22 protein-coding genes and 1 other annotated feature are annotated in these 24,871 nt (G+C 43.5%); of the genes, 11 read left to right on the forward strand and 11 right to left on the reverse strand.

Features of this window, described 5'->3' with window-relative positions:
- Positions 1–48: 48 nt before the first annotated feature.
- The gene (locus tag CD05_RS0106275) at positions 49–264 is read right to left on the reverse strand and encodes a helix-turn-helix transcriptional regulator (protein WP_028509774.1); all 216 of its coding nucleotides are present in this window, start codon (positions 262–264) and stop codon (positions 49–51) included.
- Here CD05_RS0106275 and CD05_RS0106280 point away from each other — a divergent pair.
- From CD05_RS0106280 to CD05_RS0106300, 5 genes are all read left to right on the forward strand, one after another.
- On the forward strand, positions 253–663 hold the full coding sequence (locus tag CD05_RS0106280; RefSeq protein WP_028509775.1) for a hypothetical protein: 411 nt from the start codon (positions 253–255) through the stop codon (positions 661–663). The two genes, CD05_RS0106275 and CD05_RS0106280, sit on opposite strands and share 12 nt — an antisense overlap.
- 117 nt (positions 664–780) lie before the next feature.
- The gene (pth, locus tag CD05_RS0106285; protein ID WP_028509776.1) at positions 781–1,401 is read left to right on the forward strand and encodes an aminoacyl-tRNA hydrolase; all 621 of its coding nucleotides are present in this window, start codon (positions 781–783) and stop codon (positions 1,399–1,401) included.
- Between the two features lie 8 nt (positions 1,402–1,409).
- Positions 1,410–4,880 carry a transcription-repair coupling factor gene (gene mfd, locus CD05_RS0106290; RefSeq protein WP_028509777.1) on the forward strand — a complete coding sequence of 1,157 codons (3,471 nt, stop codon included), beginning with the start codon at positions 1,410–1,412 and terminating at the stop codon, positions 4,878–4,880.
- A 293-nt stretch (positions 4,881–5,173) separates the two neighbouring features.
- Complete coding sequence (gene ppdK / locus CD05_RS0106295; RefSeq protein ID WP_028509778.1) at positions 5,174–7,801, forward strand: pyruvate, phosphate dikinase; 2,628 nt, start codon at positions 5,174–5,176, stop codon at positions 7,799–7,801.
- 157 nt (positions 7,802–7,958) lie between these two features.
- Positions 7,959–8,480 carry a DUF4303 domain-containing protein gene (locus CD05_RS0106300; RefSeq protein ID WP_198021576.1) on the forward strand — a complete coding sequence of 174 codons (522 nt, stop codon included), beginning with the start codon at positions 7,959–7,961 and terminating at the stop codon, positions 8,478–8,480.
- Between the two features lie 59 nt (positions 8,481–8,539).
- On the opposite strand, the gene CD05_RS0106305 is transcribed toward CD05_RS0106300, so the two are convergent.
- Together CD05_RS0106305 and CD05_RS0106310 are read right to left on the reverse strand one after the other, a co-directional pair.
- Entirely contained in the window at positions 8,540–9,223 is a 684-nt protein-coding gene (locus tag CD05_RS0106305) for a flavodoxin family protein (protein WP_028509780.1), read from the reverse strand.
- Positions 9,224–9,227: 4 nt separating this feature from the next.
- A complete protein-coding gene (locus CD05_RS0106310) occupies positions 9,228–9,827 on the reverse strand; it encodes a helix-turn-helix domain-containing protein (protein WP_028509781.1) in 600 nt (199 codons plus the stop codon).
- 149 nt (positions 9,828–9,976) lie between these two features.
- Positions 9,977–10,197 (forward strand) — a binding site (T-box leader).
- 87 nt (positions 10,198–10,284) lie between these two features.
- Here CD05_RS0106310 and CD05_RS17700 point away from each other — a divergent pair.
- From CD05_RS17700 to CD05_RS0106340, 6 genes are all read left to right on the forward strand, one after another.
- Positions 10,285–10,758 carry a hypothetical protein gene (locus CD05_RS17700; RefSeq protein ID WP_242841239.1) on the forward strand — a complete coding sequence of 158 codons (474 nt, stop codon included), beginning with the start codon at positions 10,285–10,287 and terminating at the stop codon, positions 10,756–10,758.
- Positions 10,759–10,797: 39 nt separating this feature from the next.
- Entirely contained in the window at positions 10,798–11,565 is a 768-nt protein-coding gene (locus CD05_RS0106320; protein WP_028509782.1) for a GNAT family N-acetyltransferase, read from the forward strand.
- A gap of 95 nt (positions 11,566–11,660) precedes the next feature.
- Positions 11,661–12,881 carry a tyrosine--tRNA ligase gene (tyrS, locus tag CD05_RS0106325; protein WP_028509783.1) on the forward strand — a complete coding sequence of 407 codons (1,221 nt, stop codon included), beginning with the start codon at positions 11,661–11,663 and terminating at the stop codon, positions 12,879–12,881.
- A 39-nt stretch (positions 12,882–12,920) separates the two neighbouring features.
- The gene (locus tag CD05_RS0106330; RefSeq protein WP_156947331.1) at positions 12,921–13,523 is read left to right on the forward strand and encodes a hypothetical protein; all 603 of its coding nucleotides are present in this window, start codon (positions 12,921–12,923) and stop codon (positions 13,521–13,523) included.
- A 576-nt stretch (positions 13,524–14,099) separates the two neighbouring features.
- Entirely contained in the window at positions 14,100–16,274 is a 2,175-nt protein-coding gene (nrdD, locus tag CD05_RS0106335; RefSeq protein WP_028509785.1) for an anaerobic ribonucleoside-triphosphate reductase, read from the forward strand.
- Positions 16,275–16,474: 200 nt separating this feature from the next.
- Positions 16,475–17,722, forward strand: a complete 1,248-nt coding sequence (locus CD05_RS0106340) for a hypothetical protein (protein WP_028509786.1) — start codon at positions 16,475–16,477, stop codon at positions 17,720–17,722.
- Positions 17,723–17,788: 66 nt separating this feature from the next.
- Here the strand turns inward: CD05_RS0106340 and CD05_RS0106345 are convergent, their stop codons facing one another.
- The 8 genes from CD05_RS0106345 to CD05_RS0106380 all read right to left on the reverse strand — a co-directional run bounded on the left by CD05_RS0106345 (position 17,789) and on the right by CD05_RS0106380 (position 24,832).
- The gene (locus tag CD05_RS0106345; protein WP_028509787.1) at positions 17,789–19,015 is read right to left on the reverse strand and encodes an IS256 family transposase; all 1,227 of its coding nucleotides are present in this window, start codon (positions 19,013–19,015) and stop codon (positions 17,789–17,791) included.
- Positions 19,016–19,197: 182 nt separating this feature from the next.
- Positions 19,198–20,118, reverse strand: coding sequence for a translation elongation factor Ts (gene tsf, locus CD05_RS0106350; protein ID WP_028509788.1), 921 nt, complete (start codon positions 20,116–20,118; stop codon positions 19,198–19,200).
- A gap of 74 nt (positions 20,119–20,192) precedes the next feature.
- Entirely contained in the window at positions 20,193–20,927 is a 735-nt protein-coding gene (gene rpsB, locus CD05_RS0106355; protein WP_028509789.1) for a 30S ribosomal protein S2, read from the reverse strand.
- Between the two features lie 137 nt (positions 20,928–21,064).
- Complete coding sequence (locus CD05_RS0106360; RefSeq protein ID WP_028509790.1) at positions 21,065–21,373, reverse strand: YlmC/YmxH family sporulation protein; 309 nt, start codon at positions 21,371–21,373, stop codon at positions 21,065–21,067.
- A 55-nt stretch (positions 21,374–21,428) separates the two neighbouring features.
- A complete protein-coding gene (locus CD05_RS0106365; protein ID WP_028509791.1) occupies positions 21,429–22,259 on the reverse strand; it encodes a sporulation initiation factor Spo0A C-terminal domain-containing protein in 831 nt (276 codons plus the stop codon).
- Between the two features lie 151 nt (positions 22,260–22,410).
- The gene (locus tag CD05_RS0106370; protein WP_028509792.1) at positions 22,411–23,190 is read right to left on the reverse strand and encodes a SigB/SigF/SigG family RNA polymerase sigma factor; all 780 of its coding nucleotides are present in this window, start codon (positions 23,188–23,190) and stop codon (positions 22,411–22,413) included.
- 78 nt (positions 23,191–23,268) lie between these two features.
- On the reverse strand, positions 23,269–23,988 hold the full coding sequence (sigE, locus tag CD05_RS0106375; RefSeq protein ID WP_028509793.1) for an RNA polymerase sporulation sigma factor SigE: 720 nt from the start codon (positions 23,986–23,988) through the stop codon (positions 23,269–23,271).
- Positions 23,989–23,995: 7 nt separating this feature from the next.
- Positions 23,996–24,832 carry a sigma-E processing peptidase SpoIIGA gene (locus CD05_RS0106380; RefSeq protein WP_198021577.1) on the reverse strand — a complete coding sequence of 279 codons (837 nt, stop codon included), beginning with the start codon at positions 24,830–24,832 and terminating at the stop codon, positions 23,996–23,998.
- Positions 24,833–24,871 lie beyond the last annotated feature (39 nt).

Here is a 24,871-nt window from a genome sequence, read left to right on the forward strand (position 1 = left end):
GGCATAAATAATACCGCAGGCTTTAACAATGAAATGAGCTTGCGGTTTTTATTTGTTTATCTGCTTGTTGTTTGTGCGCCCAAGAATGTAATCGACCGAAACACCGTAAAAATCTGCGAGTATCAGAAGGTGTTCTACGGGGATGGTCAGTACCCCACGTTCATATCTTGAATAAACCGTCTGGCTTGTGAACAATAGTTTTGCAACTTGTGTCTGATTAAGGTCGGCATCTTCTCTTAAATCCCGTAATCTTTGAATATACAAAAATCTCACCTCTGGATTTGTTTAATATATACAAAAAGTGTATTAGTACCATTCGGTACTATTGACTTTACCATTTTTTTTAATGTAAGCGAAGATAATTCTTATGAGTTTAATCTATATGTAACGGAAGATGGTAGTTATGTTACTTTAAAAAAGGATAATATGTATAATATACAAGTTCCAAGAGATATTGCCAGATTAGAAATACATGTTTATTGTGGTATAGTTAATAATCAAGAATTAGCTGATAAAGTAAAGTCCATATCTGTAGGGACCCCTGTTAGAGTAAAAGGTAAAATTGTTAATACATCGGATATAAAACTACCTGAAAGTCGTGAATTTGGTCGAGAGTACTATTATGGAAATATTGCTATTGAAATATGTGATATAGAGTTTTGATGTATAACATTTGACATTCCCCAAAAAATCTGCTATAATATAAAAAAACACACCCCGTCTTTTTGTAAAGGCGGGGCAATTGTGCGTTATCAAAAAAGGAGACAAAGGAGTCATTTTATGAGTATTTGGGACGCTTTTGAGAGAATATCAAAAAAATCGGACAGTATGGGTAAAATAGATTATATAATAGTCGGCCTCGGCAATCCGGGTGTGTCATATGAGAATACACGCCATAATGCCGGATTTATCGCAGTTTCACGGCTTGAAGAAAAGCTTGGCTTTAAGGTCGACAGGCATAAGTTCAGAGCATTAGTCGGTGAAGTGACTGTTGCAGAAAAACGCTGCCTTGTGATGAAGCCGGAGACATTTATGAACCTAAGCGGCGAAGCAGTCACAGAAGCAGCTGATTTCTATAAGATACCGCCCGAGAATATAATAGTGATGTTTGACGATATATCCCTCGAACCCGGTAAACTGCGCATCAGGCGTAAAGGCTCGGCAGGAGGTCATAACGGTATCAAGAGTATTATCGAGTGCCTCGACAGCGAGGATTTCCCACGTATTAAGCTCGGTGTTGGCTCAAAACCGCATAAGGACTATGATCTCGCCGACTGGGTGCTCTCACGCTTTTCGGATGATGAGATGAAGCTCATGCAATCATCGGCGGATAATGCCTGCAAGGCGCTTGAATATATCGTTTCCGGTCAGACTGACAAGGCAATGAATGAATTTAACTAAGGTGAACTATGAATATATTTGATAAGATCTTTAAAAGCCTGCCGTTCTGTGCCGATATCGACAGGGTTGTTGAAGGCGGCTATACTCCTGCCTGTGTGACAGGCCTTTCTTCTGTCCATAAGGCGCAGGCTGCTATGTACCTCGGTGAGAGATCGAAGTGTATTATCCTGTGTGATGATGAAGCCTCCGCTACCAGAATGGCTAATGATATAAACGAGCTCTCACAGCAGGAAATGGCAGTGATTTTCCCTGCAAAGGACTTGAACTTTACATACCTCGAAGGTGCATCAAGGGAATATGAGCACCGCCGTATCGGCGCATTGTCAGCTATCGTCAGCGGCAAAGCAAGTGTTCTGATATGTTCAGTTGAAGCAGCTATGCAGCTTACTATCCCTGCATCTAAGCTCATCGAGCATACATTTACCCTGTCTCAGGGCGATGAGATATCTGTAGATGAGCTCTCACAGCGGCTTATCGGCTGCGGCTATTCTCGCTGCGATCAGGTCGAGGGCGCTGCACAGTTTTCTGTAAGAGGTTCTATAGTTGATATTTTCTCAGTATCAGATAAACAGCCTTTCCGTCTTGAACTCTGGGGCGATGAGATAGATTCACTTTGCTATTTCGATACACAGACCCAGCGCCGCACTCAGTCGCTTGACTGCATCACTATAGCACCGGCCGCCGAGATAATCTGTAAAAGCGATGAACTTATAGACAAGATACACGCCCTTCATTCAAAAGTCAGAGGAAGGCTTTCGGATAAGATAAGATCACTTCTTGAACGTGATATCGACGCTCTGAGCAGCGGCCTTACTCTGAATAATATGGATAAGTACTACAACTCCGTCTATAGCGACAGGACAGGTGTACTTGATTATTTTGATAGCGATGATATCTGTATCATATGCGAGTATTCTAACTGCCTTGAAAAATCAAAGGCACTTACAATACAGCTTCGTGAGGATACAAAGATACTTCTTGAAGAGGGCGTGCTTTTTAACCAGACAGCAGATTATTTCTCAGGCTTTGAGCTTGTCATGAAAAAAGCTCTCGATAAAAAAGCTCTTTTTATGGATACCTTTATGAGAAGCCATAATGATATGAAATTCAAAAGGCTGATCAATACCGACTGCCGCCAGACAGCTGGCTGGGGCGGCGATATGAAAATGCTTCTTGAAGAACTGAATACCTTCTGTGATGCAGGTTACTGTACTGTGCTCCTTGCCGGAAGTGAAAAGACGCTTCCTATACTTGTCCGTGACCTTAATGACAGCGGCATAAACGCTGAAGTATTATCAGAAAACAGCGAACTTATCCCTTCAAAGGTGTATGTAAGAACAGGCTGCGTTTCAGGCGGTTTTGAATATCCCGATATCAAGTGTGCCATGCTCACACAGATGAAAGCTCTCGATTCAAGAAAAAAAGCAAAGCCCAAACGCCCTGAAAACAGCAAGCGTATCAACAGTATCGCTGATATCACATCTGGCGACCTTGTAGTTCATTCAATGTATGGTATTGGCCGGTTTGCAGGCATTCGTAATCTGGAGACAAACGGCGTCAAAAAGGATTATATCACTATAAAATACGCCGGTACTGATGTTTTATATGTTCCTGTAACACAGCTTGACCTTGTTTCAAAGTATGTTGCCCCGGGTGACGAGGAAAGAGTCAAGCTCAGCAAGCTCAATTCAATGGAATGGAGCAAGACGAAATCCCGTGTACGCAAGGCTGTTAAGGATATGGCCGAACAGCTCACTAAGCTGTATGCTCAGAGACAGCTTGCTAAAGGTATAGCATTTTCCGAGGATACCGAATGGCAGACAGAGTTTGAGGAAAGATTTGAATATACCGAGACTGACGATCAGCTTCGTTCGATAAATGAGATAAAGCAGGATATGCAGAAGGCCGTGCCTATGGACAGGCTGCTTTGCGGCGATGTCGGCTTCGGTAAAACAGAAGTCGCTCTGAGAGCTGCATTTAAGTGTATGCTTGATTCTAAGCAGTGCGCTATACTTGTGCCGACTACCGTTCTTGCATGGCAGCATTATCAGACAGCTGTCAAGCGATTTGAGCATTTCCCTGTGAAAGTCGAGCTGCTTTCACGTTTCAGAAAGCCCAAAGAGCAGAAGGATATCCTCAAAAAGCTCGCAAGGGGAGAGATAGACCTTATAATAGGAACTCACCGTATAGTTCAGGACGATGTGACTTTTAAAGACCTCGGGCTTGTTATAATCGACGAGGAGCAGCGCTTCGGTGTGGCTCATAAGGAGAAATTCAAGGAGAAATATAAGAATATAGATGTTCTTACCCTTTCAGCAACACCTATTCCGAGAACTCTCAATATGGCTCTGTCGGGTATCCGTGATATGTCTGTAATCGAAGAACCGCCGCAGGACAGACACCCTGTCCAGACCTATGTTCTTGAACACAATGACGGTGTTATAGCTCAGGCAATAGCCAAGGAGCTCCGCCGTGGAGGACAGGTGTATTACCTCTATAACAGAGTTGAGACTATAGCTCATAAAGCCGCAAAGCTCTCGCAGCTTCTCCCGGAAGCAAGAATTGGTATCGCACACGGTCAGATGAACGAGCGTGAGCTATCAGAGATTTGGCGTCAGCTTATCGAGCACGAGATAGATATTCTCGTATGTACGACTATTATCGAGACAGGTGTCGATGTGTCTAATGTCAACACGCTGATAATAGAGAATTCTGACAGAATGGGTCTTTCACAGCTTTATCAGCTTAGGGGCAGGGTAGGGCGCTCAAATAAGAGAGCTTTTGCTTACTTTACATTTACAAGGGGCAAGGTGCTTACCGAGATAGCTGAAAAGCGCCTGAACGCTGTTAAAGAGTTTACACAGTTCGGTTCAGGCTTCCATATTGCTATGCGTGACCTTGAGATAAGAGGTGCAGGCTCAGTCCTCAGCGGACATCAGCACGGGCATATGGAGGCAGTCGGCTATGATATGTACCTACGCTTGCTGAGTGAAGCTATGGCATCACTTAAGGGCGAGGCTATGCCTCATTCACCTGAGGATTGTCTTGTGGATATAGCTATTGATGCATATATCCCCGAAAAGTATATAGAGAGCCTGCCGCAGAGGATAGATGCTTACCGAAAGATAGCTCTTGTCGTGACTGAGGAAGACAGCAGAGATGTAGTAGATGAGCTTATCGACCGCTACGGAGACCCGCCAAAGGCTGTTATGGGGCTTATAAATGTAGCACTGATGCGAAATACAGCCGCCAGACTGGGTATCAAGGAAATATCACAGAAAGGCGACGGCATCTATTTCTATATCGACAGCCCTGAGGTAACACAGATAACAGCGCTTATGACAAAGTATAAGAGCCGTGTTAAATTCAACGATAAGCAAAAGCCTTATATCTCTGTCACACTTACAAAGCATCAGAAGCCTATGGTGCTGATGAATGAAGTCATAGGTATTATGAAGGACAATGAGACTGAGGCGTAAGTGGTATTTTTTCTGTACTTGTGATGTTTAAATTGCATATATGACGGCACTTTTGCGGCCGTTTATATGTGATATATACCAAATCGAAGTGTGCAAAATCAACAAAATGCACAACGATTTGTATGAAACATTGTGCAATATTTACTTGTTAAAATTTATTGAAATGTATAGTAATTTTTCCATAAATCTGTTATAATATTAGTTGTAAACCGTAAGAATGGCTTTGTGAGCTGTAATAATTTTACAATTGCTGTTTGCGGATTTCAAAAAATCTATTTGGAGGTAGAAAACCAATGGCAAAGAAGTATTGTTATCTTTTCTCAGAAGGCAATGCAAACATGAGAGAGCTTCTCGGCGGTAAGGGCGCAAACCTCGCTGAGATGACAAACATCGGCCTCCCTGTTCCTCAGGGCTTCACTATCACAACAGAGGCTTGCACTCAGTATTATGAGGATGGCGGCATCAGTGATGAGATCATGGCTGAGATCAATGAGTATATCGTAAAGATGGAGGATATCACCGGCAAGAAGTTCGGCGATAAGGAAAATCCGCTCCTCGTTTCTGTACGTTCCGGCGCAAGAGCATCTATGCCCGGTATGATGGATACAATCCTTAACCTCGGTCTTAATGAGACTGTTGTTGAGACTATCGCTGCTAAGTCCGGTAATGCAAGATGGGCTTGGGACTGCTATAGAAGATTTATCCAGATGTATTCTGACGTTGTTATGGAAGTTGGTAAGAAGTACTTTGAAGAGCTTATCGACGAGATGAAGGAGAAGAAGGGCGTTAAGCAGGACGTAGAGCTCGACGCTAACGATCTTAAGGAGCTTGCCGGCCAGTTCAAGGCTGAGTATAAGGCTAAGATCGGCAATGACTTCCCGGACGATCCTAAGGAGCAGCTAATGGGCGCTATCAAGGCTGTATTCCGTTCATGGGATAACCCGAGAGCTAACGTATACAGAAGAGATAACGATATCCCGTTCAGCTGGGGTACTGCTGTTAACGTTCAGTCAATGGCATTCGGTAACATGGGTGATGACTGCGGTACAGGTGTTGCTTTCACAAGAGATCCTGCTACAGGCGAGAAGAAGCTCATGGGCGAGTTCCTGACAAACGCACAGGGCGAGGACGTTGTTGCTGGCGTTCGTACTCCTATGCCTATCTCTCAGATGGCTGAGACATTCCCTGAGGCTTTCGAGCAGTTCAAGAATGTCTGCAAGACACTTGAGGATCACTACAGAGATATGCAGGATATGGAGTTCACTGTTGAGAACAGAAAGCTCTATATGCTCCAGACAAGAAACGGTAAGAGAACTGCACAGGCTGCTCTTAAGATCGCTTGCGACCTCGTTGATGAGGGCATGAGAAGCGAGCAGGAAGCTGTTGCAATGATCGACCCCAGAAACCTCGATACACTTCTCCACCCGCAGTTCGATGCTAAGGCTCTCAAGGCTGCTACACCTATCGGCAAGGGTCTCGGCGCTTCACCTGGTGCTGCTTGCGGTAAGATCGTATTCACAGCTGACGATGCTGTTGAGTGGGCTGAAAGAGGCGAGAAGGTAGTTCTCGTAAGACTTGAGACATCCCCTGAGGATATCACAGGTATGAAGGCTGCTCAGGGTATCCTCACAGTTCGTGGCGGTATGACATCTCACGCAGCAGTTGTTGCTCGTGGTATGGGTGAGTGCTGCGTTTCCGGCTGCGGCGACATCAAGATGGACGAAGCTAACAAGAAGTTCGAGCTCGGCGGCAAGACATACGTTGAGGGCGACTACATCTCTATAGACGGTACAACAGGTAACATCTACGGCGAGATCATTCCTACAGTTGACGCTCAGATCGCTGGCGAGTTCGGCAGGATCATGGAGTGGGCTGACAAGTACAGGAAGCTCAAGGTTAGAACAAATGCTGATACTCCTGCTGACGCTAAGAAGGCAAGAGAGCTCGGCGCAGAGGGTATAGGCCTTTGCCGTACAGAGCATATGTTCTTTGAGGCTGACAGAATCGCAGCATTCAGAGAGATGATCTGCTCCGATACAGTTGAGCAGAGAGAAGCTGCACTCGCTAAGATCGAGCCTATGCAGCAGAGCGACTTCGAGGCTCTCTATGAAGCACTCGAGGGTAATCCTGTTACAATCAGATTCCTGGATCCTCCGCTCCATGAGTTCGTTCCTACTGAAGAGGCTGACATAAAGGCACTCGCAGATGCACAGGGCAAGAGTGTTGAGGATATCAAGGCTCTCATCGATTCTCTCCACGAGTTCAACCCGATGATGGGTCACCGTGGCTGCCGTCTTGCAGTTACATATCCTGAGATCGCTAAGATGCAGACAGCTGCTGTTATCAAGGCTGCTATCAACGTTCAGAAGAAGCATCCTGACTGGACAGTTAAGCCTGAGATCATGATCCCGCTCGTAGGCGATGTTAAGGAGCTCAAGTTCGTTAAGAAGGTAGTAGTTGAGACTGCTGACGCTGTTATAGCTGAGGCTGGTGCTGACCTTAAGTATGAGGTTGGTACAATGATCGAGATCCCGAGAGCTGCTCTTACAGCTGACGAGATCGCTGCTAACGCTGACTTCTTCTGCTTCGGTACTAACGACCTTACACAGATGACATACGGCTTCTCCAGAGACGATGCTGGTAAGTTCCTCGGCGCTTACTATGATAAGAAGATCTTCGAGAACGATCCTTTCGCTAAGCTCGATCAGACTGGCGTTGGTAAGCTCATGGAGATGGCTATCAAGCTCGGTAAGCCTGTAAATCCTAAACTTCACTGCGGTATCTGCGGCGAGCACGGCGGCGACCCGACATCTGTTGAGTTCTGCCACAAGATCGGTCTTGACTATGTATCTTGCTCACCGTTCAGAGTTCCGATTGCAAGACTTGCTGCTGCTCAGGCTGCTATCGCAGAGGCTAAGTAATTTAGACTCTGTACGGTTTTCACAGTGATGTGAATTTCTGAAATGACACTGACCCTTCATAGCTTCGGCTGTGAAGGGTTTTTGTGTATTGACTATTCTGAAGCTTCATGTTGTAATGTTTTACATAAAGATTTATACTCTGAGAGAGGAATATAAAATGACTAACGAGAAACTGACCAAGCTTATGATCGAAGGAATAAAAACAGCTATATCCCATGTTCTTGAAGAATACGGCGAGGAAGATATTTATATCCTCTCGCTCCAGGCTGATAACCATTCGACTCCCGACGGAGATTATACGCTTACGTTTTATGTGAATATAGAAGAAAACCATGCTCAGAATATGGTAGACCCCTGTGACGACCCTTGGTATTATCGTTTCTGCGAATATGAGTGGTATGTAATTGCTGATTCTCCTGAGTATTTTGATAAAGCACTTGAATACATCAATTCTGCTGATGATGAAGTTGACGGCGATGATGTATATGAGTGTATTGTGCAGGCAGTTGTAAAACTGCGTGAAGAATGCTATTATGAATCGGTTTTTCCGCACTTTGTTTTCTTCTCGGTAGAAGCACTGGAGTATTTTGAACCTGATGATATCATTGATATGGTAGTCAGAATGAACGGAAAAGAAAACTGCAAGGATTATATCGAAAATTCAGAAGCATTTCTCTAATTTTCGGTCATGAATAATAAAAAACGCAGGGCAAGAAGTTTTATGCTCTGCGTTTTTGGTTACTGTTCTCTGTTGCAAATATCTGCATATATATCTTCCGGTATCATCGGTGAGCAAATTTTCGCAAACAGATCGTCATCTATCATTCCATTCTCAGCATACTGAATCCCGGCCTGTTTTACAAGCTCTAACCTCGGAATCGTCACTTCTGCTGCTTCGGGTGCATTAAACATCGGGCTTTCCGGTATAGTAATGATAGTATTACTGCTTGGAAACATCAGCCTGAACTGCATAACAGCCGGCTCAAAATTCTGCTTGCTGTTCGGAAAGCCGCAGCCGCATATCATCATAAATCGCTGCTTTGAAATGTCAGTCTGCCTTATATGAACATATCTGTCGCCTTGCTTTTTCATAGCTAAAGTCGAAAGCGGCATTGTACGGTCAATAAATGCTTTCAGCGGCGCAGGCATACCGTAAGCATAAAGTGGAAAACTGAACAGCACAAGATCACTCTCTGTAAAACTATCCAGGAGCACCTTCATATCATCATTGTGTATACACTTTACGCCATTGCGCTTGCAGGAAAAACAGCCGGTGCAGTATTCTATATGCTTGTCAATAATATCGACTGTCCGTATTTCCTGCGGCGCTGATTCTTTCATTCCGTCAAGAAATGCCCTGGTAATGTGCATCGTATCGCTCTTTTCACGCTTTGGGCTGCCGTTTAAGACCAGTATCTTCATGCGATCATCTCCTGTTCGGGCGAATGTCCTGATAGAGCAGACCGCACTGTGTGCAGAACCATACCAGCCGTCCGTATCTGAATAAAGGCATGGTCAGCTGTACATTCCATTCCGGGTATTGCTTGAACATCATTATACTGCTGTCGCTCTGATATGCGATGAACGAAATATAATGCTCCTTTGTCATAGGGTGCTCCGATGAAATGTATAACTCGCCGCCGATATCCTCAACGCTAAGCCGCTCATTTTCCTCAGCCTTTTTAGGTTCAAGAGGGGAGAGTTTGCTTCCGCAGCAGGTTATGGCAGCATCTGATGTTGCAGTCACTATATTGCCGCATTCTTTGCATACATAGAATCTCATTTTCTTCATGTTTCCCACCTCGCTTTCATTTTTGTTTACCTCGCCATTAAGCAGTACCTGAATATCAGTCCCAAATACATCAGCTAATGCCGAAAGTAAAGATATATCAGGGCAGCCGTTTCCACGCTCCCACTTTGATACAGCCTTGTCGCTGACGTTTATTCGCTCTGCAAGCTCTTTCTGTGTCAGCCCGAGCTCACTCCTGAAACGCTTTATAAGCTCACCTGTCTTTGTCTGATCCATTGTGATCACCTCTTTATAGTCTTGTGCGCTGTCTATATATGTATTATATCCTAAATCTGCGATCCCGTCAATCCACGCTCCGTAGAGTTATTGTAATGTCCGCTATTGACAAAGCCTTATATATATGGTATAATATCTATGTTATATGTTTAAAAGCCGTGACGGAAATAAGTAGTATCTATAGCGCTTTTTAAGAGAGTCTGCGTTTGGTGTGAGCAGATATTGTGCATAGTTTAACGAATTACATTCCTGAGCTTGCTGTAAAGAAAGGCCGATGCCAAATACAGCACGTTTTGCATACGTTATAATGCTTAAGAGGTCGGCTCACAGCCGATAAATTGAGGTGGTACAGCGGTATTTCGCCCTCGGGAGCTTTGGCTTTCGGGGGCTTTTGTTATACAGAAGGTGATGTATAGTGCATTTCGGCTTTTCCTATGTCGGGCTTGTTTTTCTGATTATGCTTTTTGTCCCTAATATCATCTGGGGCAAGAACCAGCCGAAGGATTATGAAAAATATGCTGCAAATGAAAATAAGCTGCTTTTGATGTTTGAAAGAACAGGTGAAGTGCTTGTAAGCTCACTATGCCTGATATTCAGTGATTTCAATATCGGCAGTATCAGCAAATGGAGCATTGTATTGCTGATTGCATTCCTGCTTATGGTGCTGTATGAAATCTATTGGATAAGGTACTTTAAAAGTGAAAAGACTATGCAGGATATGTATTCCTCGATAATCGGCATACCTGTTGCCGGGGCGACACTGCCGGTGATAGCATTTTTCATACTCAGTATATACGGCGGCAATATATTTATGCTCGTTTCGGTCATTATACTTGGTATAGGCCATATAGGCATACACTTGAACCACAGAAAGGAAGCATTGGATAATACATCTGATAAAAAATCTGATAAGACCCATTGTGAAAGGTAAAATATAACAAATATAAAGATTTAAAATGGAGAGCCTATCATGAAAGAACTGAGATTCAGAGATTATTACGAAAAAATGCTCGACCTGCTATCGCTTGAGCTGAACTGTGACCCCTCCGACCTTTGTTCAGAGGAAAACACCCTCACACTGCCAGAGTATAAGGAAGGCAGGCGCAGATATCACCCCGGAGTGCCGTTTTTGCAGATGGCTACGGCGGGCAGGGGAGCCGTCTTCTCCGCCGACGGGCAGATACACGATTTCCTGCGGGAACTGGTGAAAGACAAAGAGGGGCACCGTCTTTTCGAGCTGGGCGATCTCGCAAAGATAGACACGGAACTGAGAAAATACGGCTGGGAGCTTCACCCCACGCACCATATGTTCCTGCCATGCCGCCAAACGGAGACGGACGGGCGATTCAAGGTGAAGTGGTTCTTTGACGACGAGATAAAGCCCTTCTATGGCGACGACCGCTTCCCCAATGCCATATGCTACCCCCAGCCCAATCCCGGCACCCCCGACCGCATGATAGTATGTGCTTACGACGGCGATAAGATCATGGGAATGTCCGGCTGCTCCGAGGACAGCCCCGGCTGGTTCCAGATCGGAATTGACGTGCTCCCCGAGTACCAATCTCGTGGCTTGGGTTCCTACCTCGTGGCCCTCGTAAAAAACAAGGTAATCGAGTGCGGCGGTATACCATTTTACGGCACTGCCACTGCCAACGTCTTCTCCCAGAGCATAGCCATCAACAGTGGTTTCCGTCAGGCCTGGGTCGAGACTGACGCTAAACCTATAGGAATTGAGTGAGTGCTAAGGCAGGGGCTCCTTGCCACCAAGCAAAACACCCACTGATTAATCACAGGAAAACTTTAATTAAATGAGATAAAAAGGAGTAATGTAAGATGACAGTATTTGAAGAACTCAAAAGAAGAGGCCTTTTAGCCCAGCTGACTGATGAGGAGGAGATAAAGGAGCTTATCAACACAGGTAAGGCAACTTTCTATATCGGCTTTGACCCTACAGCAGACAGCCTTCATGTAGGCCACTTTATGGCACTCTGCCTAATGAAAAGACTTCAGATGGCAGGCAACAAGCCGATAGCTCTTATCGGCGGCGGTACAGGTATGATAGGTGACCCCTCCGGCAAGACTGATATGAGAAAGATGCTCACAAAGGAAACTATCGAGCACAATGTTGCCTGCTTCAAAAAGCAGATGAGCCGCTTTATCGACTTTTCTGATAATAAGGCTATGGTAGTAAACAACGCCGACTGGCTTTTAGACCTCAACTATGTAGATGTTCTGCGAGAGGTAGGCGCTTGCTTCTCGGTAAACAAGATGCTTGCTGCTGAATGCTACAAGCAGAGAATGGAGAAGGGTCTTTCCTTCCTTGAATTCAACTATATGATAATGCAGAGCTACGACTTCTACAAGCTCTATCAGGATTACGGCTGTAATATGGAATTCGGCGGTGACGACCAGTGGAGCAATATGCTCGGCGGTACTGAGCTTATCAGAAAGAAGCTCGGCAAGGACGCTTATGCTATGACTATAACCCTGCTGCTCAACTCCGAGGGCAAGAAAATGGGCAAGACAGAAAAGGGTGCTGTATGGCTCGACCCTGAGAAGACTTCTCCTTACGATTTCTATCAGTACTGGAGAAATGTCGGCGATGCTGACGTTATCAAGTGCCTCAAGATGCTCACATTCGTTCCTATCGAGGAGATAGAGGAAATGGAGAAGACAATGGAGGGCGCACAGTTCAACAAGGCTAAGGAGCTACTTGCATATGAGCTCACAAAGCTCGTACACGGCGAGGAAGAAGCTAACAAGGCTGACGCTGCTGCTAAGGCTATCTTCGGTGCAGGAAGCGGCGACAGTGCTGATATGCCTTCTACCACATTCAAGGCTGAGGAGCTTACAGACAATAAGATAGGTATTCTCGAACTTCTTGTCAAGACAGGCCTTGCACCGTCCAACAGCGAGGGAAGAAGACTTGTAACACAGAACGGTATAGCTGTAAATGATGTGAAGTTTACAGACCCCAAGGGTATGGTTGACCTCAGCGAGCCTGTTATAATCAAAAAGGGCAAAAAGGTCTTCCACAAGGCACTTATAGGCTGACAAGTAAACTATCTTTACAGGATATTTTGGTGAAATAATATGAGCAAACCTGTTCCATATCATTCCTATGAGCAGTTTTCATTAATGGCAAGAGCTCAGAAAAGGCGTATATATCAGCGAGACAAAAGAATGATAACTTTTCTATCGACTATCCCTGCTATTGTATGTGTTTTTGCCGCATTTGTATATGGTCTTATAGGCTGGTTAAGTGTTGCGGAAACGCTTTATACTCACGAAAGAGCAACAATGAATGTGCTGGGCTTTTTCGACTTTCTCGCATTTGCGATAGCATCGGCAGCAATGTCGGTGCAGGGAGAGAGCAGAATAAAAGTTCCGGCCGCCTTCGGGGTGTATATGATTTTTGATTTTGGCATTCATCTTCAGGTATCAGGTATACTCTGTGGTATGCTTATCTATCTGATACTCGCATCAATCAAAGTCGCAAGGCACGAGGCAGATATCAATATTTTAAAGCAGTTTGAGGATTTCCCTTTTCTCGGTACATCTGAAGACGTCAAGCTCGGTACATACCGTAACGACGACATCATAAAAGACCTTGAAATGGCTGCTGAAAAGAGTATGCGTAACTACGTACCCGAGCCCAAGAAAGAGAGAGAAGAATACACCACAAGACGTTGGTAGCCAATTGAATCCGCCGGGTAAGAGCCCGGCGGATTCTTTATATAACACTATATATTGTGGTCGGGTATTATTCTATAAGCGAGCCAAAACGCCTGTTAGGATATGCTTTTTACTCGTATATGCCTGTAAACAGGGGATATCGAGCCATTAAATACGGTCAGCCTTTCTGAAACGTTTCAGACGGTATATTGTGTTTGTATATACTATCCATATACTATATATTGTGGTTGTAACGTTATTTTTGTAACACTGTATAGTGCAATCTTGTTTATCTCGTACAAATAGAACTAACAAATTTGGGTATTGTGACAAAAAGAAATCCACCCCCTTGAAATTAGTTAAAAACAGTGTTATAATACAATATGTTGTATGTGATATATAAAACAAATACAGCATAGTGTGAAAATATGGGGTAATTAGTTAATCAAAGAGAATTAAAAATATGCACTTTCCAATTAGAATAGGTTCGTGCATTATTTTGACCCTTGATGACGATGAAATAAAGCCAATGAGACAGTCACAAAGAAAAATGACACAACTGGTATTATAGGTGAGAGATCTAAAGGGGGATTTTAAGTGAACATCATCAAGAGAAACGGCGCAGAAGAGACATTTAATATTGATAAGATAGTTAATGCCGTTGCAAAAGCAAATAAAGCCACAGAGAAAAACAAGCTGCCTGAAGAAGAAATAAGAGACATAGCTGAATTTGTAGAGTATAAGTGCAATAAAATGAACAGAGCTGTATCCGTCGAGGAGATACAGGACCTTGTCGAGAACCAGCTCATGGCAAAGGGCGCTTTTGACCTTGCAAGAAACTATGTTAGATATCGTTATAACCGTTCACTTGTAAGAAAGTCGAACACAACTGATAATAAGATACTTTCGCTCATAGAGTGCGCAAACGAGGAGGTAAAGCAGGAGAATTCAAATAAGAATCCTACTGTTAACAGCGTGCAGCGTGACTATATGGCAGGTGAGGTGAGCAGGGATCTTACTGATCGTATTCTTCTGCCGCAGGATATTGTTGAGGCTCATAAAAACGGCCTTATCCATTTCCATGATTCAGATTATTTTGCACAGCATATGCATAACTGTGACCTTGTTAATCTCGAAGATATGCTCCAGAACGGCACTGTTATCAGCGAGACGCTTATCGAGAAGCCCCACAGCTTCTCTACAGCCTGCAATATCGCCACACAGATAATCGCACAGGTCGCATCAAATCAGTATGGCGGCCAGAGCATAAGCCTTACACACCTTGCTCCGTTTGTTGATATAAGCCGTAAGAAGATCAGAGCAGAGCTGCTCGAGGAGATAAAGGAGCTCGGTGCTTCTCCTTCTGAGGAAAAGATCAGAGAGATCACAGAGGAGCGCCTTAAGAAAGAGATCACAAGGGGAGTACAAACTATACAGTATCAGGTTGTTACACTCCTTACAACTAACGGTCAGGCTCCTTTCGTTACGGTATATATGTATCTTAACGAAGCTAAGGACGAGCAGGAGAAGGCTGACCTCGCAATGATAATCGAGGAGACCTTAAGACAGAGATATATAGGCGTAAAGAACGAAGCCGGCGTGTGGGTAACACCTGCATTCCCAAAGCTCATATATGTTCTTGAAGAAGATAATATTTATGAGGGTAGCAAGTATTATTACTTGACAGAACTTGCAGCTAAATGCACAGCTAAGAGAATGGTTCCTGACTATATCTCAGAAAAGGTAATGCTCCAGCTTAAGGTCGATAAGAACGGTGAAGGCCATTGCTATACCTGCATGGGCTGCCGCTCCTTCCTTACACCTTATGTAGATGAGAATGGCAAACCTAAGTATTACGGCAGATTCAACCAGGGCGTTGTAACACTCAACCTTGTTGATATAGCACTTTCCTCACATAAGGATATGAACAGGTTCTGGGAGATATTTGACGAAAGACTCGAGCTCTGCTATCGTGCTCTGATGTGCAGACACAAGAGACTGCTCGGCACCCTCTCAGATGTAGCACCTATACTCTGGCAGTACGGTGCTCTTGCAAGACTTAAGAAGGGTGAGAAGATAGATAAGCTCCTTTTCGGCGGCTATTCTACAATATCTCTCGGATATGCCGGCCTTTGCGAGTGTACTGTCTATATGACAGGCAAACCGCATACTGACCCTGATGCAACACCTTTTGCTCTTGAAGTTATGCAGCATATGAACGATGCCTGCGCAAAGTGGAAGGCTAAAGAGAATATTGACTTCTCGCTTTATGGCACACCGCTTGAGAGCACGACATATAAATTTGCTAAGTGCCTCCAGAAGCGTTTCGGCATAGTAAAGGGCGTTACTGACAGGAATTATATCACAAACTCCTACCATGTACACGTTACCGAGGAGATAGATGCATTTACCAAGCTCAAATTTGAGTCACAGTTCCAGCGTCTTTCACCCGGCGGCGCTATCAGCTACGTTGAGGTTCCTAATATGCAGCAGAATATCCCCGCTGTACTCGATGTAATGAGATTTATATATGACAATATCATGTATGCAGAGCTCAACACCAAGAGCGACTACTGTCAAGTATGTGGCTTTGACGGCGAGATAGTCGTTACGGAAGACGAAAACGGCAAGCTCGTTTGGGAATGCCCCAACTGTCACAATAGAGACCAGAATAAGATGAACGTTGCAAGGCGTACCTGCGGCTACATCGGCACACAGTTCTGGAATCAGGGCAGAACACAGGAGATAAGAGAAAGAGTACTGCATCTTTAATGTAATGCGAAAATACTTTACGCCTGACTTTACAATAAGTCAGGCGTTTTTTGTAATCTTTATAACAATGTGGTTAAAAACATTTACAATGAATGCGTTTTTATTGATAATCTTAATAATATGTGATACAATTTGTTTATCAACATAGAATAATTGTTTTGATTCATGATATTAAAATGCTTGCGGGGAGGTAAGTGTATATGAACCGCATTTTATCAAATAAAGAACTGCTAATATCAATATTTGCAGTTCTTGGAATAATAGTGTTGATTTCGATTTATTTTCTCATTACAATTATTTTAAAGTATTTTTCTCCTGACAAAGAGCCTGCATATGAGTTGATATCAGACCACTACGGCGTGCTTGATTCATCATATAGCTGCGAGTATAAGGGCAAGCTCTATTATGCAGACAATAACAGCGTATATTCCTACCCCGACAAGGCACAGGTCGGCGAGTTTGATTCATACTGCCTGTTGTCAGAAAACGATGAAAGTATGATTATCTATGAAGTGAAAACAGGGCAGTTATATTCCTATGACGGAAGCGCTTTGAATAAGATGTTTAAGATAGAGATACGCTACGATCACATCATAACGCTTGATGATAAGCTGATAGCCGTAAGCAGTGATATGGAAAGCGCAAGGGTGTGCTTTAAAATATACGATCTTAAAACGGGTGAGGATATCGCATTTTCTGATATGACAGGTCAAAAGATTTTTTTTGATGAGAAAAACAAAGACGATCCGTCATTTTATTTGAAACCTGTCAATAATAGATACACCATTATTGCAAAAAAAGACAACACAGAGATGATATTCTTTGAGATCTATGATAATAAAGAGCAATGCCCTGCATTTATCATCTCATTTAATGGGTTTTGTATTTACAGGCTGAATGATAATGGCTTTATCTCGACTGAGTATTTAAACTCTGCCAGCGAAACGATGTGTGAGTATTCTATTCATGATGATGGATTTGCTGAATGCCAAAACACTATTCGCAAAGAAGTAAAGCAAAGCTATCAAGCAAGATACTTTTATACCGATAATGACAAGCTAATAACCATAGGGCAGCCCTCGGCAGACCATACTCACCTGACGGGAAAGAACAAGGCTTTTTCTGATAACACACAGGACTCTATGTATAGCAGTATTTCTGTGTATGATAAAACCACGCTTGATTACAAATACAGCCTTGAGTTCAAGGATAAACTTATAGCAGTAAAAGACGACACATATATTACCTTTATTGATGGTAAGTTGATTTATTTAAACTCTGACAGTGAAAAGACTGCTGAGAAAGAACTTGATGATATTAAAGAGGGCGGAAGCTATGTTTTTGAAATGAACGGTGATTGTTTATTTGTATTTCAAAACTTGGCTCTGCGAAAAAAACTCTGTAAATTCAAAAACTGTGATAAAAAACGATATATGGGAGCGGCTTGAAAATAGCCGCTCCGATTTTTTTACAGTATACAATAGATACTGTAATTTGTCAAGGTTCTTTGGATATCAGCCGATCCTGTCGGGATACATAATCTCAAGCTCGCCCAGAACTTTGCCCAAGTTTCGCAGCGGCATGGTCCATTTCTTAGCTATCTCATGCGTCGCCAGATACAGAGCCTTCAGGAGCGCTGTATCGCTCGGAAATACACTCCTCTGCTTATTCAAGCGGCGATAACCGCTGTTAAGACTCTCTATTGCGTTGGTAGTATAAATGACCTTCCTGACGTCGGAGGAGAACTTAAAAATCGGCGATATTACGTCCCAGTTCTTGTACCAGCTCTTCATAGCGTTGGGATAATCGTCCTCCCATTTTTCAGTAACACGATCGAGAGCTTCCAGAGCAGCGTCCTCGGAAGGCGCATGATAGATCGTTTTAAGGTCATTTGCCAACTCCTTCTTGTTCTTCTCTCCAACGTATTTCAACGTATTTCTTACCTGATGAACGATGCAGCGCTGTAGCTCAGTTTGCGGAAATGCAGCTGATACGGCTTCTTTCATGCCGGTAAGTCCGTCTGCACAGATGACCAGAATATCCTTTACGCCTCGATTTTTCAGCTCATTCAGAACGCCGAGCCAGTACTTGGCACTCTCGTTTTCGCCGATATGTATCGAAAGAACTTCCTTGTGACCTGTCATGCTGACAGCAAGGATCACATATGCGGCAAGCTTCCTGATCTGTCCGTTATCACGCACTGAGAAGTGTACAGCATCGATGAATACTATCGGATATACTTCGTCCAATGGACGTTTCTGCCAGTCCTCTATCTGTGGCAGAAGGCGGTCTGTGATATCTGATACCATACCGTCGCTGACTTCAAATCCGTAGATATCTTCGATAGTTTCGCTTATCTGGCGTGTGGTCATTCCTTTGGCATACAGAGCAATTATCTTCTGCTCAATGCCTGAGATGTCCTTCTGACGTTTCTTTACGACCTTTGGCTCAAAACTGCCGTCACGATCCTGCGGCACTTCAATTTCAGTTTCTCCGAAGTTTCCGCGGATCTTCTTGGTTTTCTTACCATTACGAGAGTCAGGATTGTCGGAACGCTCATATTCCTGATATCCAAGATGCTCGTCCATTTCGGATTCAAGCATTTCCTGGATCGTTCCTCCGAGAAGGTCTTTCAGGGCATCCTCAATATCCTTAGCCGACTTGATGTCGTATTCCTCAAGCAGCATTCCTATTATGTTCTTCTTGCCCTCGCTCATCGGTTCTCTTTTTCTTCTTGCCATAAAAAATCAGCCTCCTGTGATATTAATTCTATTTTATCACAGTTTGCTGACTTTTTACAGACTTTTTTTCAGAGGCTCCAAAACTTAAATAATGATGTATTAAAACTAATTACTGTGATTTGAGTATATAAAAAAACCGGTACACATTAGGTGTACCGGCCATTTTTATACTAAGTATCTGATTACTTGAGCATAGATGCAACCTCATCAGCAAGGTTGTCTTCCTTCTTTTCAACGCCCTCGCCACGCTCAAATCTTGCATACTCTACTACCTTGATAGAGCCGCCGAGCTTCTTAGCAGCGTCAGCAACATACTTGCCAACTGTGCCCTCGAAGATGTCAGATCTTACGAATGTCTGCTCAAGGAGGCAGTTCTCAGAATAGAACTTGCCGATCTTACCCTCAACGATCTTGATCTTTACCTGCTCAGGCTTGTTTGCCATCTTAGGATCCTCAGCCATCTGAGCAAGAAGTACCTTCTTCTCCTCGTCAAGAGCAGATGCAGGAACGCTCTCCTTGTTGAGGTAAGAGGGGTTCATAGCTGCGACCTGGAGTGCGCAGTTCTTACCAACCTCGAATACCTTGTCAGCAGCGAGATCGCTCTCGAGCTTTACCATAACGCCTATGCTGCCGCCGCCGTGAACATAAGGAACGAGGATGCCCTCAAATCTCTTGAAACGACGGATAACCATGTTCTCTCTGATTTTGATGAAGAGCTCCTGGAGAGCCTCGTCAACAGTCTGTGTGCCGCCGCTTATTGTTGTAGCCTTAAGAGCATCAACATCAGCAGGATCCTTCTCTATAACTGTCTTAGCAACTGCAGCAACGAAAGCCTTGAACTCCTCGTTGTTAGCAGCGAAGTCTGTCTCGATGTTTACTTCAACAACAGCACCTACATTGCCGTCAACTACAGCTGTGCAGATACCCTCAGCAGCAACTCTGCCTGCCTTCTTAGCCTGTGTAGCAAGACCCTTCTCACGAAGAATGAGAACAGCCTTTTCCATATCGCCGTCAGCCTCAACGAGTGCCTTCTTGCAGTCCATCATGCCAACGCCTGTAGCTGTCATAAGCTCTTTTATTTCCTTAACGCCTATATTTGCCATTTTAGTTTCCTCCTGTTTTTATCAAAATCAGGGCAGACACAATAAATTATGGTCTGCCCTTTAAAGCTCTTAAATTATTCAGCGTCTGCCTCAGCAGCCTCAGCCTCTTCAGCAGAAGCCTCCTGCTCGCCCTGTCTGCCCTCTATGATAGCATCAGCCATGCAGCCTGCGATGAGCTTTACAGCTCTTATAGCATCATCGTTGCCGGGGATAACGTAATCAACGTCATCAGGGTCACAGTTTGTATCTACGATAGCAACTACCGGTATACCGAGCTTCTTAGCCTCAGATACAGCGATCTTTTCCTTCCTCGGGTCAACTACGAAAAGTGCGCCGGGGAGGTCGTTCATGTTCTTGATACCGCCCATGAACTTCTCGAGCTTCTCGATCTCGAGCTGGAGCTTAACAACTTCCTTCTTGGGGAGGAGGTCGAATGTACCGTCAGTCTCCATAGCGTGGAGCTGCTCAAGTCTCTTGATCCTTCTCTTGATGGTCTTGAAGTTTGTCATCATACCGCCGAGCCATCTTGCGTTTACATAGTGTGCATTAGCTCTTAAAGCCTCTTCCTTGATAGAATCGCCTGCCTGCTTCTTAGTACCTACGAAAAGTACTTCCTTGCCCTCAGCAGAGATCTCTCTTACGAAGAGATAAGCCTCTTCGAGCTTCTTTACAGTCTTCTGAAGGTCGATAATGTAGATACCGTTCCTCTCTGTGAAGATGTAAGGTGCCATTTTCGGGTTCCATCTTCTTGTCTGGTGGCCAAAGTGTACACCAGCTTCAAGAAGCTGCTTCATTGATACTACTCCCATTGTAGTAACCTCCTGTTTTGGTTTATTATTTTGCCCTCCGCATGACCTGTAATACTTGCCTTACCCAGTCGGGAACCACAGGCAAAGAACCATGCGTGCGAATTGCTTTAATATTATATCATATTTCAACACCGTTTTCAAGAGTTTTCATGAAATTGTCTTGACAAATTTTCGACAGTGATGCTTCTTGATTTTGTGCATATCGCCGAGTTCTCAAATCTCACAAGTATAGTGTCCTCGCCGATGACCTCTATATCCTCGCATTTTATAATGATATCGTCATCTCTGCCCATAAGCCCGAAAGCTCTCGGCCTGCCGAATATAATAATTGATGTGACATTTCCTGTGACTGTATCAAATTCAATATCATCAACGTACCCAAGTTTTATCCCTGTCCCGGCGTTGATGACTTCTTTTGTTCTGAGTTCACTGAGCGAACATACCATGGCCTATCGCCTCCATATCATATTATTCAATGATATGTGCTATAGGGGAGCTTTATTACCATTTTGTCATAAAATGCTCTTTGATAGCCTTTCTTTTATCACTGTCTGCTCTTTCTGTAAACTCTGTGTAGTTCTGACGGTATTGCAGTTTGAAATTGTCTGATATTTTCTTTATAAAGTTCGTAGTCGTGTACTTTTTGCTCTTGTCAGCGCTGAGATCCATGTAGTAAAGCCTTATCAGAGTGTCCATTTTATTCTGAAAATCATTCATGCATCTTCTTATCGCCGGCTCTATCTGCGTATATGTAGCATTATACTTGTCTTCAAGCACTTTGTATATGCCTGCCGAGAAGTTCTTTTTGTAATTCTCGTCCGCAAGTATAAGAAGCGACGCCTCAGTTATCCACCTGAACCCTTCGTGTGTTCTGTTTATACCAATGTAACCGCATTCGTAGTTGACCTTTTTCTTTAAAAGGAATAAAAGCCTTTCACAGCTCATTGATCTGTAGTTCTCATACTTTTCCAGTTCCATTATGATACTTCTTTTTTCGCCCGTGGGAAATATATTGTGAAAGAAGCTGTGCTCATTATCCAGTCTGTCAGTAATGACCGACGGATATCCTGGCTCGTTGAATAAAACGGGAATGTGTTTGTCTGCATTCTTCTGAAAATACTTCACTATCTCAACAAGCTCATTTATGTTTTCAAAGTCTTTTTCAGATAGCAGCAAAAGATCACAGTCGGTCATTATAGCCTTGGCAATTATCTCAGAGCCATTTACATCGCAGTGTGTTATGCTGTATCCGAACTCAGAGAGATCCTTCTCATATACCTTGAATCTTTTATTTGTGCTGTTAACGATTATTGCATTCAATTCAAAATCCATCTTATCAAACTCCTATAAAGTTTACTTATACGACTATTATACCATATAATATCCTATAAATCAAAGAGATATTCACTAAATCGGAAAATATTCAGTTTGCATTTTACAGCAAGTAATATTCTGTTAATAATCGCCGAATATAGCGCCCATTTTATGGTAATTCAAATTGCTTTTTGATCTTATTCAGTGCACCTTTCTCCAGTCTTGATACCTGAGCCTGGCTTATTCCGACCGAATTAGCCACTTCGACCTGCGTCTTTCCGAGAAAGTATCTCAGATACAATATATCCTTTTCACGCTGCGGCAGCTTTTTAATAGTTTCCTTTACGCTTATCTCGTCGAGCCAGTTATTAGCGCTGTCTCTGTCGCTCAGCTGGTCAATGACATACAGCGTATCTCCTGCATCTGAGTACACTGGCTCATATATAGAAACTGGCTCGTTTACTGCTTCAAGCGATTGTATTATATCTCTCCGTGGTATCTGCGTTATCTCAGACAGTTCATCTACAGACGGCTCCTTCTGGTATTTCTCAATATAGCTTTCCTTTGCCTTGAACACCTTATATGCTATATCTCTGACTGATCTGCTGACTCTGAGAGCTCCTCCGTCACGAAAGTAGCGCTTACATTCTCCAAGTATCAGAGGAACACAGTATGAGCTGAATTTCACACCCATATCGACATCAAACCTCTCCACAGCCTTTAAAAGCCCGATAGTTCCTACCTCAAATACATCATCAGGGTCATCTCCTCTTGATAAAAACGGCTGTATCGTGCGCAGCACAAGTTTCAGATTGCACATCACCATTTTATCCTTTGCCGCCTTGTCGCCTTTTTGTGCCCGTCTGATAAGTTCTGTCTTTTCTTGCTCTGTCAGCACCTGTATCTTGGAAGTGTTTATTCCTGTTATCTGTACCTTAGAGTAATTCATATAAATAAGCCCTTTCTTTACGGAAAATATCATTTTATGATATTATTCCCATTAAGAAAGGGCATTATACAGCCTATCTCAGCATATCTTCTCTAAGTTTTTTCTTATAGAATTGATAATACGCTTTTCAAGCCTTGATATATATGATTGCGATATCCCCACAATATCGGCTACCTGCTTCTGGGTAAGCTCTTTTCTGCCTCCAAGCCCGAAACGCATCTCCATTATCTGACGCTCTCTGTCATTGAGCTTTTCTATCTCGCTGTTTAAAAGCTGTCTCTCGACTTCGCTTTCTATCCCTGCACCAAGGCTGTCATCATTTTCCCCGAGTATATCAGAAAGCAGCAGCTCGTTCCCGTCCCAGTCAACATTGAGCGGCTCATCTATTGAGATCTCATTTCTTCTGTTGCTCGATTTTCTCAGAAACATAAGTATTTCATTCTCAATGCATCTTGAAGCATATGTAGCCAGCTTTATGTTCTTGTCCACGCAGAATGTCTTTACAGCCTTGATAAGACCTATCGTTCCTATTGATATAAGGTCTTCCATGCCGATGCCTGTAGATTCAAATTTCTTTGATATGTATACCACAAGCCTCAGATTGTGAACGATCAGTAGGTCTCTGGCTTTTTTCTCATCTGTTTTCATAAGCTCAAATACTCTTGCTTCTTCCTCTTTGCCTAGCGGCGGAGGAAGAGAGTCAGCACCGTTTATATAATCGACACTGTCATCAGCCTTGATAAATATCGAAAACAGCCTTAAAATGTACCTCTTTATTCTTTCCTGCATATGACCCATCTCCCTGCTATATTATCAGACTCGGGCTGAATATCGCCCTTGTCCTGTTGCCGCCGCATGATACTATACCGACAGCGCAGTCAATATCCTTCATGCGTTTATCATTGTCAATGACTGTAACGCTTGCCCTGTCAGTCACATTAATTAATCCTTCACCGTTGATAGTCGAATAGGGGATACAGTGAAAGCCCATTTTGCAGGCTATCTCCTCTCTGTCAAGCTCAAAGTGATAATAAAGCTCATCAGATACAACTATAACCACAGGCTTTCCCGTAAACACATCAGTCAGGCTGTTGCCGGTGTCAGCGACTGCCGGCAAGAAGTATTCAAGATGCTCTATCTTAAGCAGTATATGATACCTTTTTACCGGGCTGAAGCTCTTTCTCTGTATGTATTCATAAAGGCTGAGCGCTAAGTATGTCACAGTCGATGCAGCCATTAGCTTACCCAGTGAAATATCAAGATATATCGTCAGCGTGTTTATGTATATGATACGCCCTTTTCCTGTTCTCCACAGCAACACACACAGCCCTGCAAAGAACAGATTTGCTGAAATATATATAACAGAGTATTTTATCAGCTTATCAATAGACTTAGTCTCAAACACTATAAATACACAAAGGAAGATAGTACCGAGCTTTATGAGTGAGAGCAAAACTCCTTCAAAAAAGCTCTCAGCATACAGTATCGCAAGCATAGAAGAAAGTCCGCCGATAAGAGCCCCTGCCGCCATTCTCTTTTTCTTAGGTCTGTTATGAGTAAGCCTTGCAGTGCAAAGAATAAATACAGCAGTCAGACAGATATTGGTTATAACAAGCACATCAAGATATATCTTCACGCTCATCGCTCCTTCCATTAGTATTATAACTCTCAGCCATAAAAA

This window comes from Ruminococcus sp. NK3A76 (assembly GCF_000686125.1).
In the GTDB taxonomy this organism is placed as follows: Bacteria; Bacillota; Clostridia; order Oscillospirales; family Ruminococcaceae; genus NK3A76.

Bases quoted from the DNA above. Each gene is read 5' to 3' on its own strand.
- CD05_RS17700 (WP_242841239.1), top strand. From the start codon at position 10,285: ATGCTTTTTGTCCCTAATATCATCTGGGGCAAGAACCAGCCGAAGGAT.
- sigE (WP_028509793.1), bottom strand. From the start codon at position 23,988: ATGGGTCATATGCAGGAAAGAATAAAGAGGTACATTTTAAGGCTGTTT.
- CD05_RS0106380 (WP_198021577.1), bottom strand. From the start codon at position 24,832: ATGAGCGTGAAGATATATCTTGATGTGCTTGTTATAACCAATATCTGT.
- ppdK (WP_028509778.1), top strand. From the start codon at position 5,174: ATGGCAAAGAAGTATTGTTATCTTTTCTCAGAAGGCAATGCAAACATG.
- tsf (WP_028509788.1), bottom strand. From the start codon at position 20,118: ATGGCAAATATAGGCGTTAAGGAAATAAAAGAGCTTATGACAGCTACA.
- CD05_RS0106300 (WP_198021576.1), top strand. From the start codon at position 7,959: ATGACTAACGAGAAACTGACCAAGCTTATGATCGAAGGAATAAAAACA.
- CD05_RS0106345 (WP_028509787.1), bottom strand. From the start codon at position 19,015: ATGGCAAGAAGAAAAAGAGAACCGATGAGCGAGGGCAAGAAGAACATA.
- CD05_RS0106305 (WP_028509780.1), bottom strand. From the start codon at position 9,223: ATGAAGATACTGGTCTTAAACGGCAGCCCAAAGCGTGAAAAGAGCGAT.
- mfd (WP_028509777.1), top strand. From the start codon at position 1,410: ATGAATATATTTGATAAGATCTTTAAAAGCCTGCCGTTCTGTGCCGAT.
- tyrS (WP_028509783.1), top strand. From the start codon at position 11,661: ATGACAGTATTTGAAGAACTCAAAAGAAGAGGCCTTTTAGCCCAGCTG.
- rpsB (WP_028509789.1), bottom strand. From the start codon at position 20,927: ATGGGAGTAGTATCAATGAAGCAGCTTCTTGAAGCTGGTGTACACTTT.
- pth (WP_028509776.1), top strand. From the start codon at position 781: ATGAGTATTTGGGACGCTTTTGAGAGAATATCAAAAAAATCGGACAGT.
- CD05_RS0106365 (WP_028509791.1), bottom strand. From the start codon at position 22,259: ATGGATTTTGAATTGAATGCAATAATCGTTAACAGCACAAATAAAAGA.
- CD05_RS0106320 (WP_028509782.1), top strand. From the start codon at position 10,798: ATGAAAGAACTGAGATTCAGAGATTATTACGAAAAAATGCTCGACCTG.
- CD05_RS0106370 (WP_028509792.1), bottom strand. From the start codon at position 23,190: ATGAATTACTCTAAGGTACAGATAACAGGAATAAACACTTCCAAGATA.
- CD05_RS0106340 (WP_028509786.1), top strand. From the start codon at position 16,475: ATGAACCGCATTTTATCAAATAAAGAACTGCTAATATCAATATTTGCA.
- CD05_RS0106360 (WP_028509790.1), bottom strand. From the start codon at position 21,373: ATGGTATGTTCGCTCAGTGAACTCAGAACAAAAGAAGTCATCAACGCC.
- CD05_RS0106330 (WP_156947331.1), top strand. From the start codon at position 12,921: ATGAGCAAACCTGTTCCATATCATTCCTATGAGCAGTTTTCATTAATG.
- CD05_RS0106310 (WP_028509781.1), bottom strand. From the start codon at position 9,827: ATGGATCAGACAAAGACAGGTGAGCTTATAAAGCGTTTCAGGAGTGAG.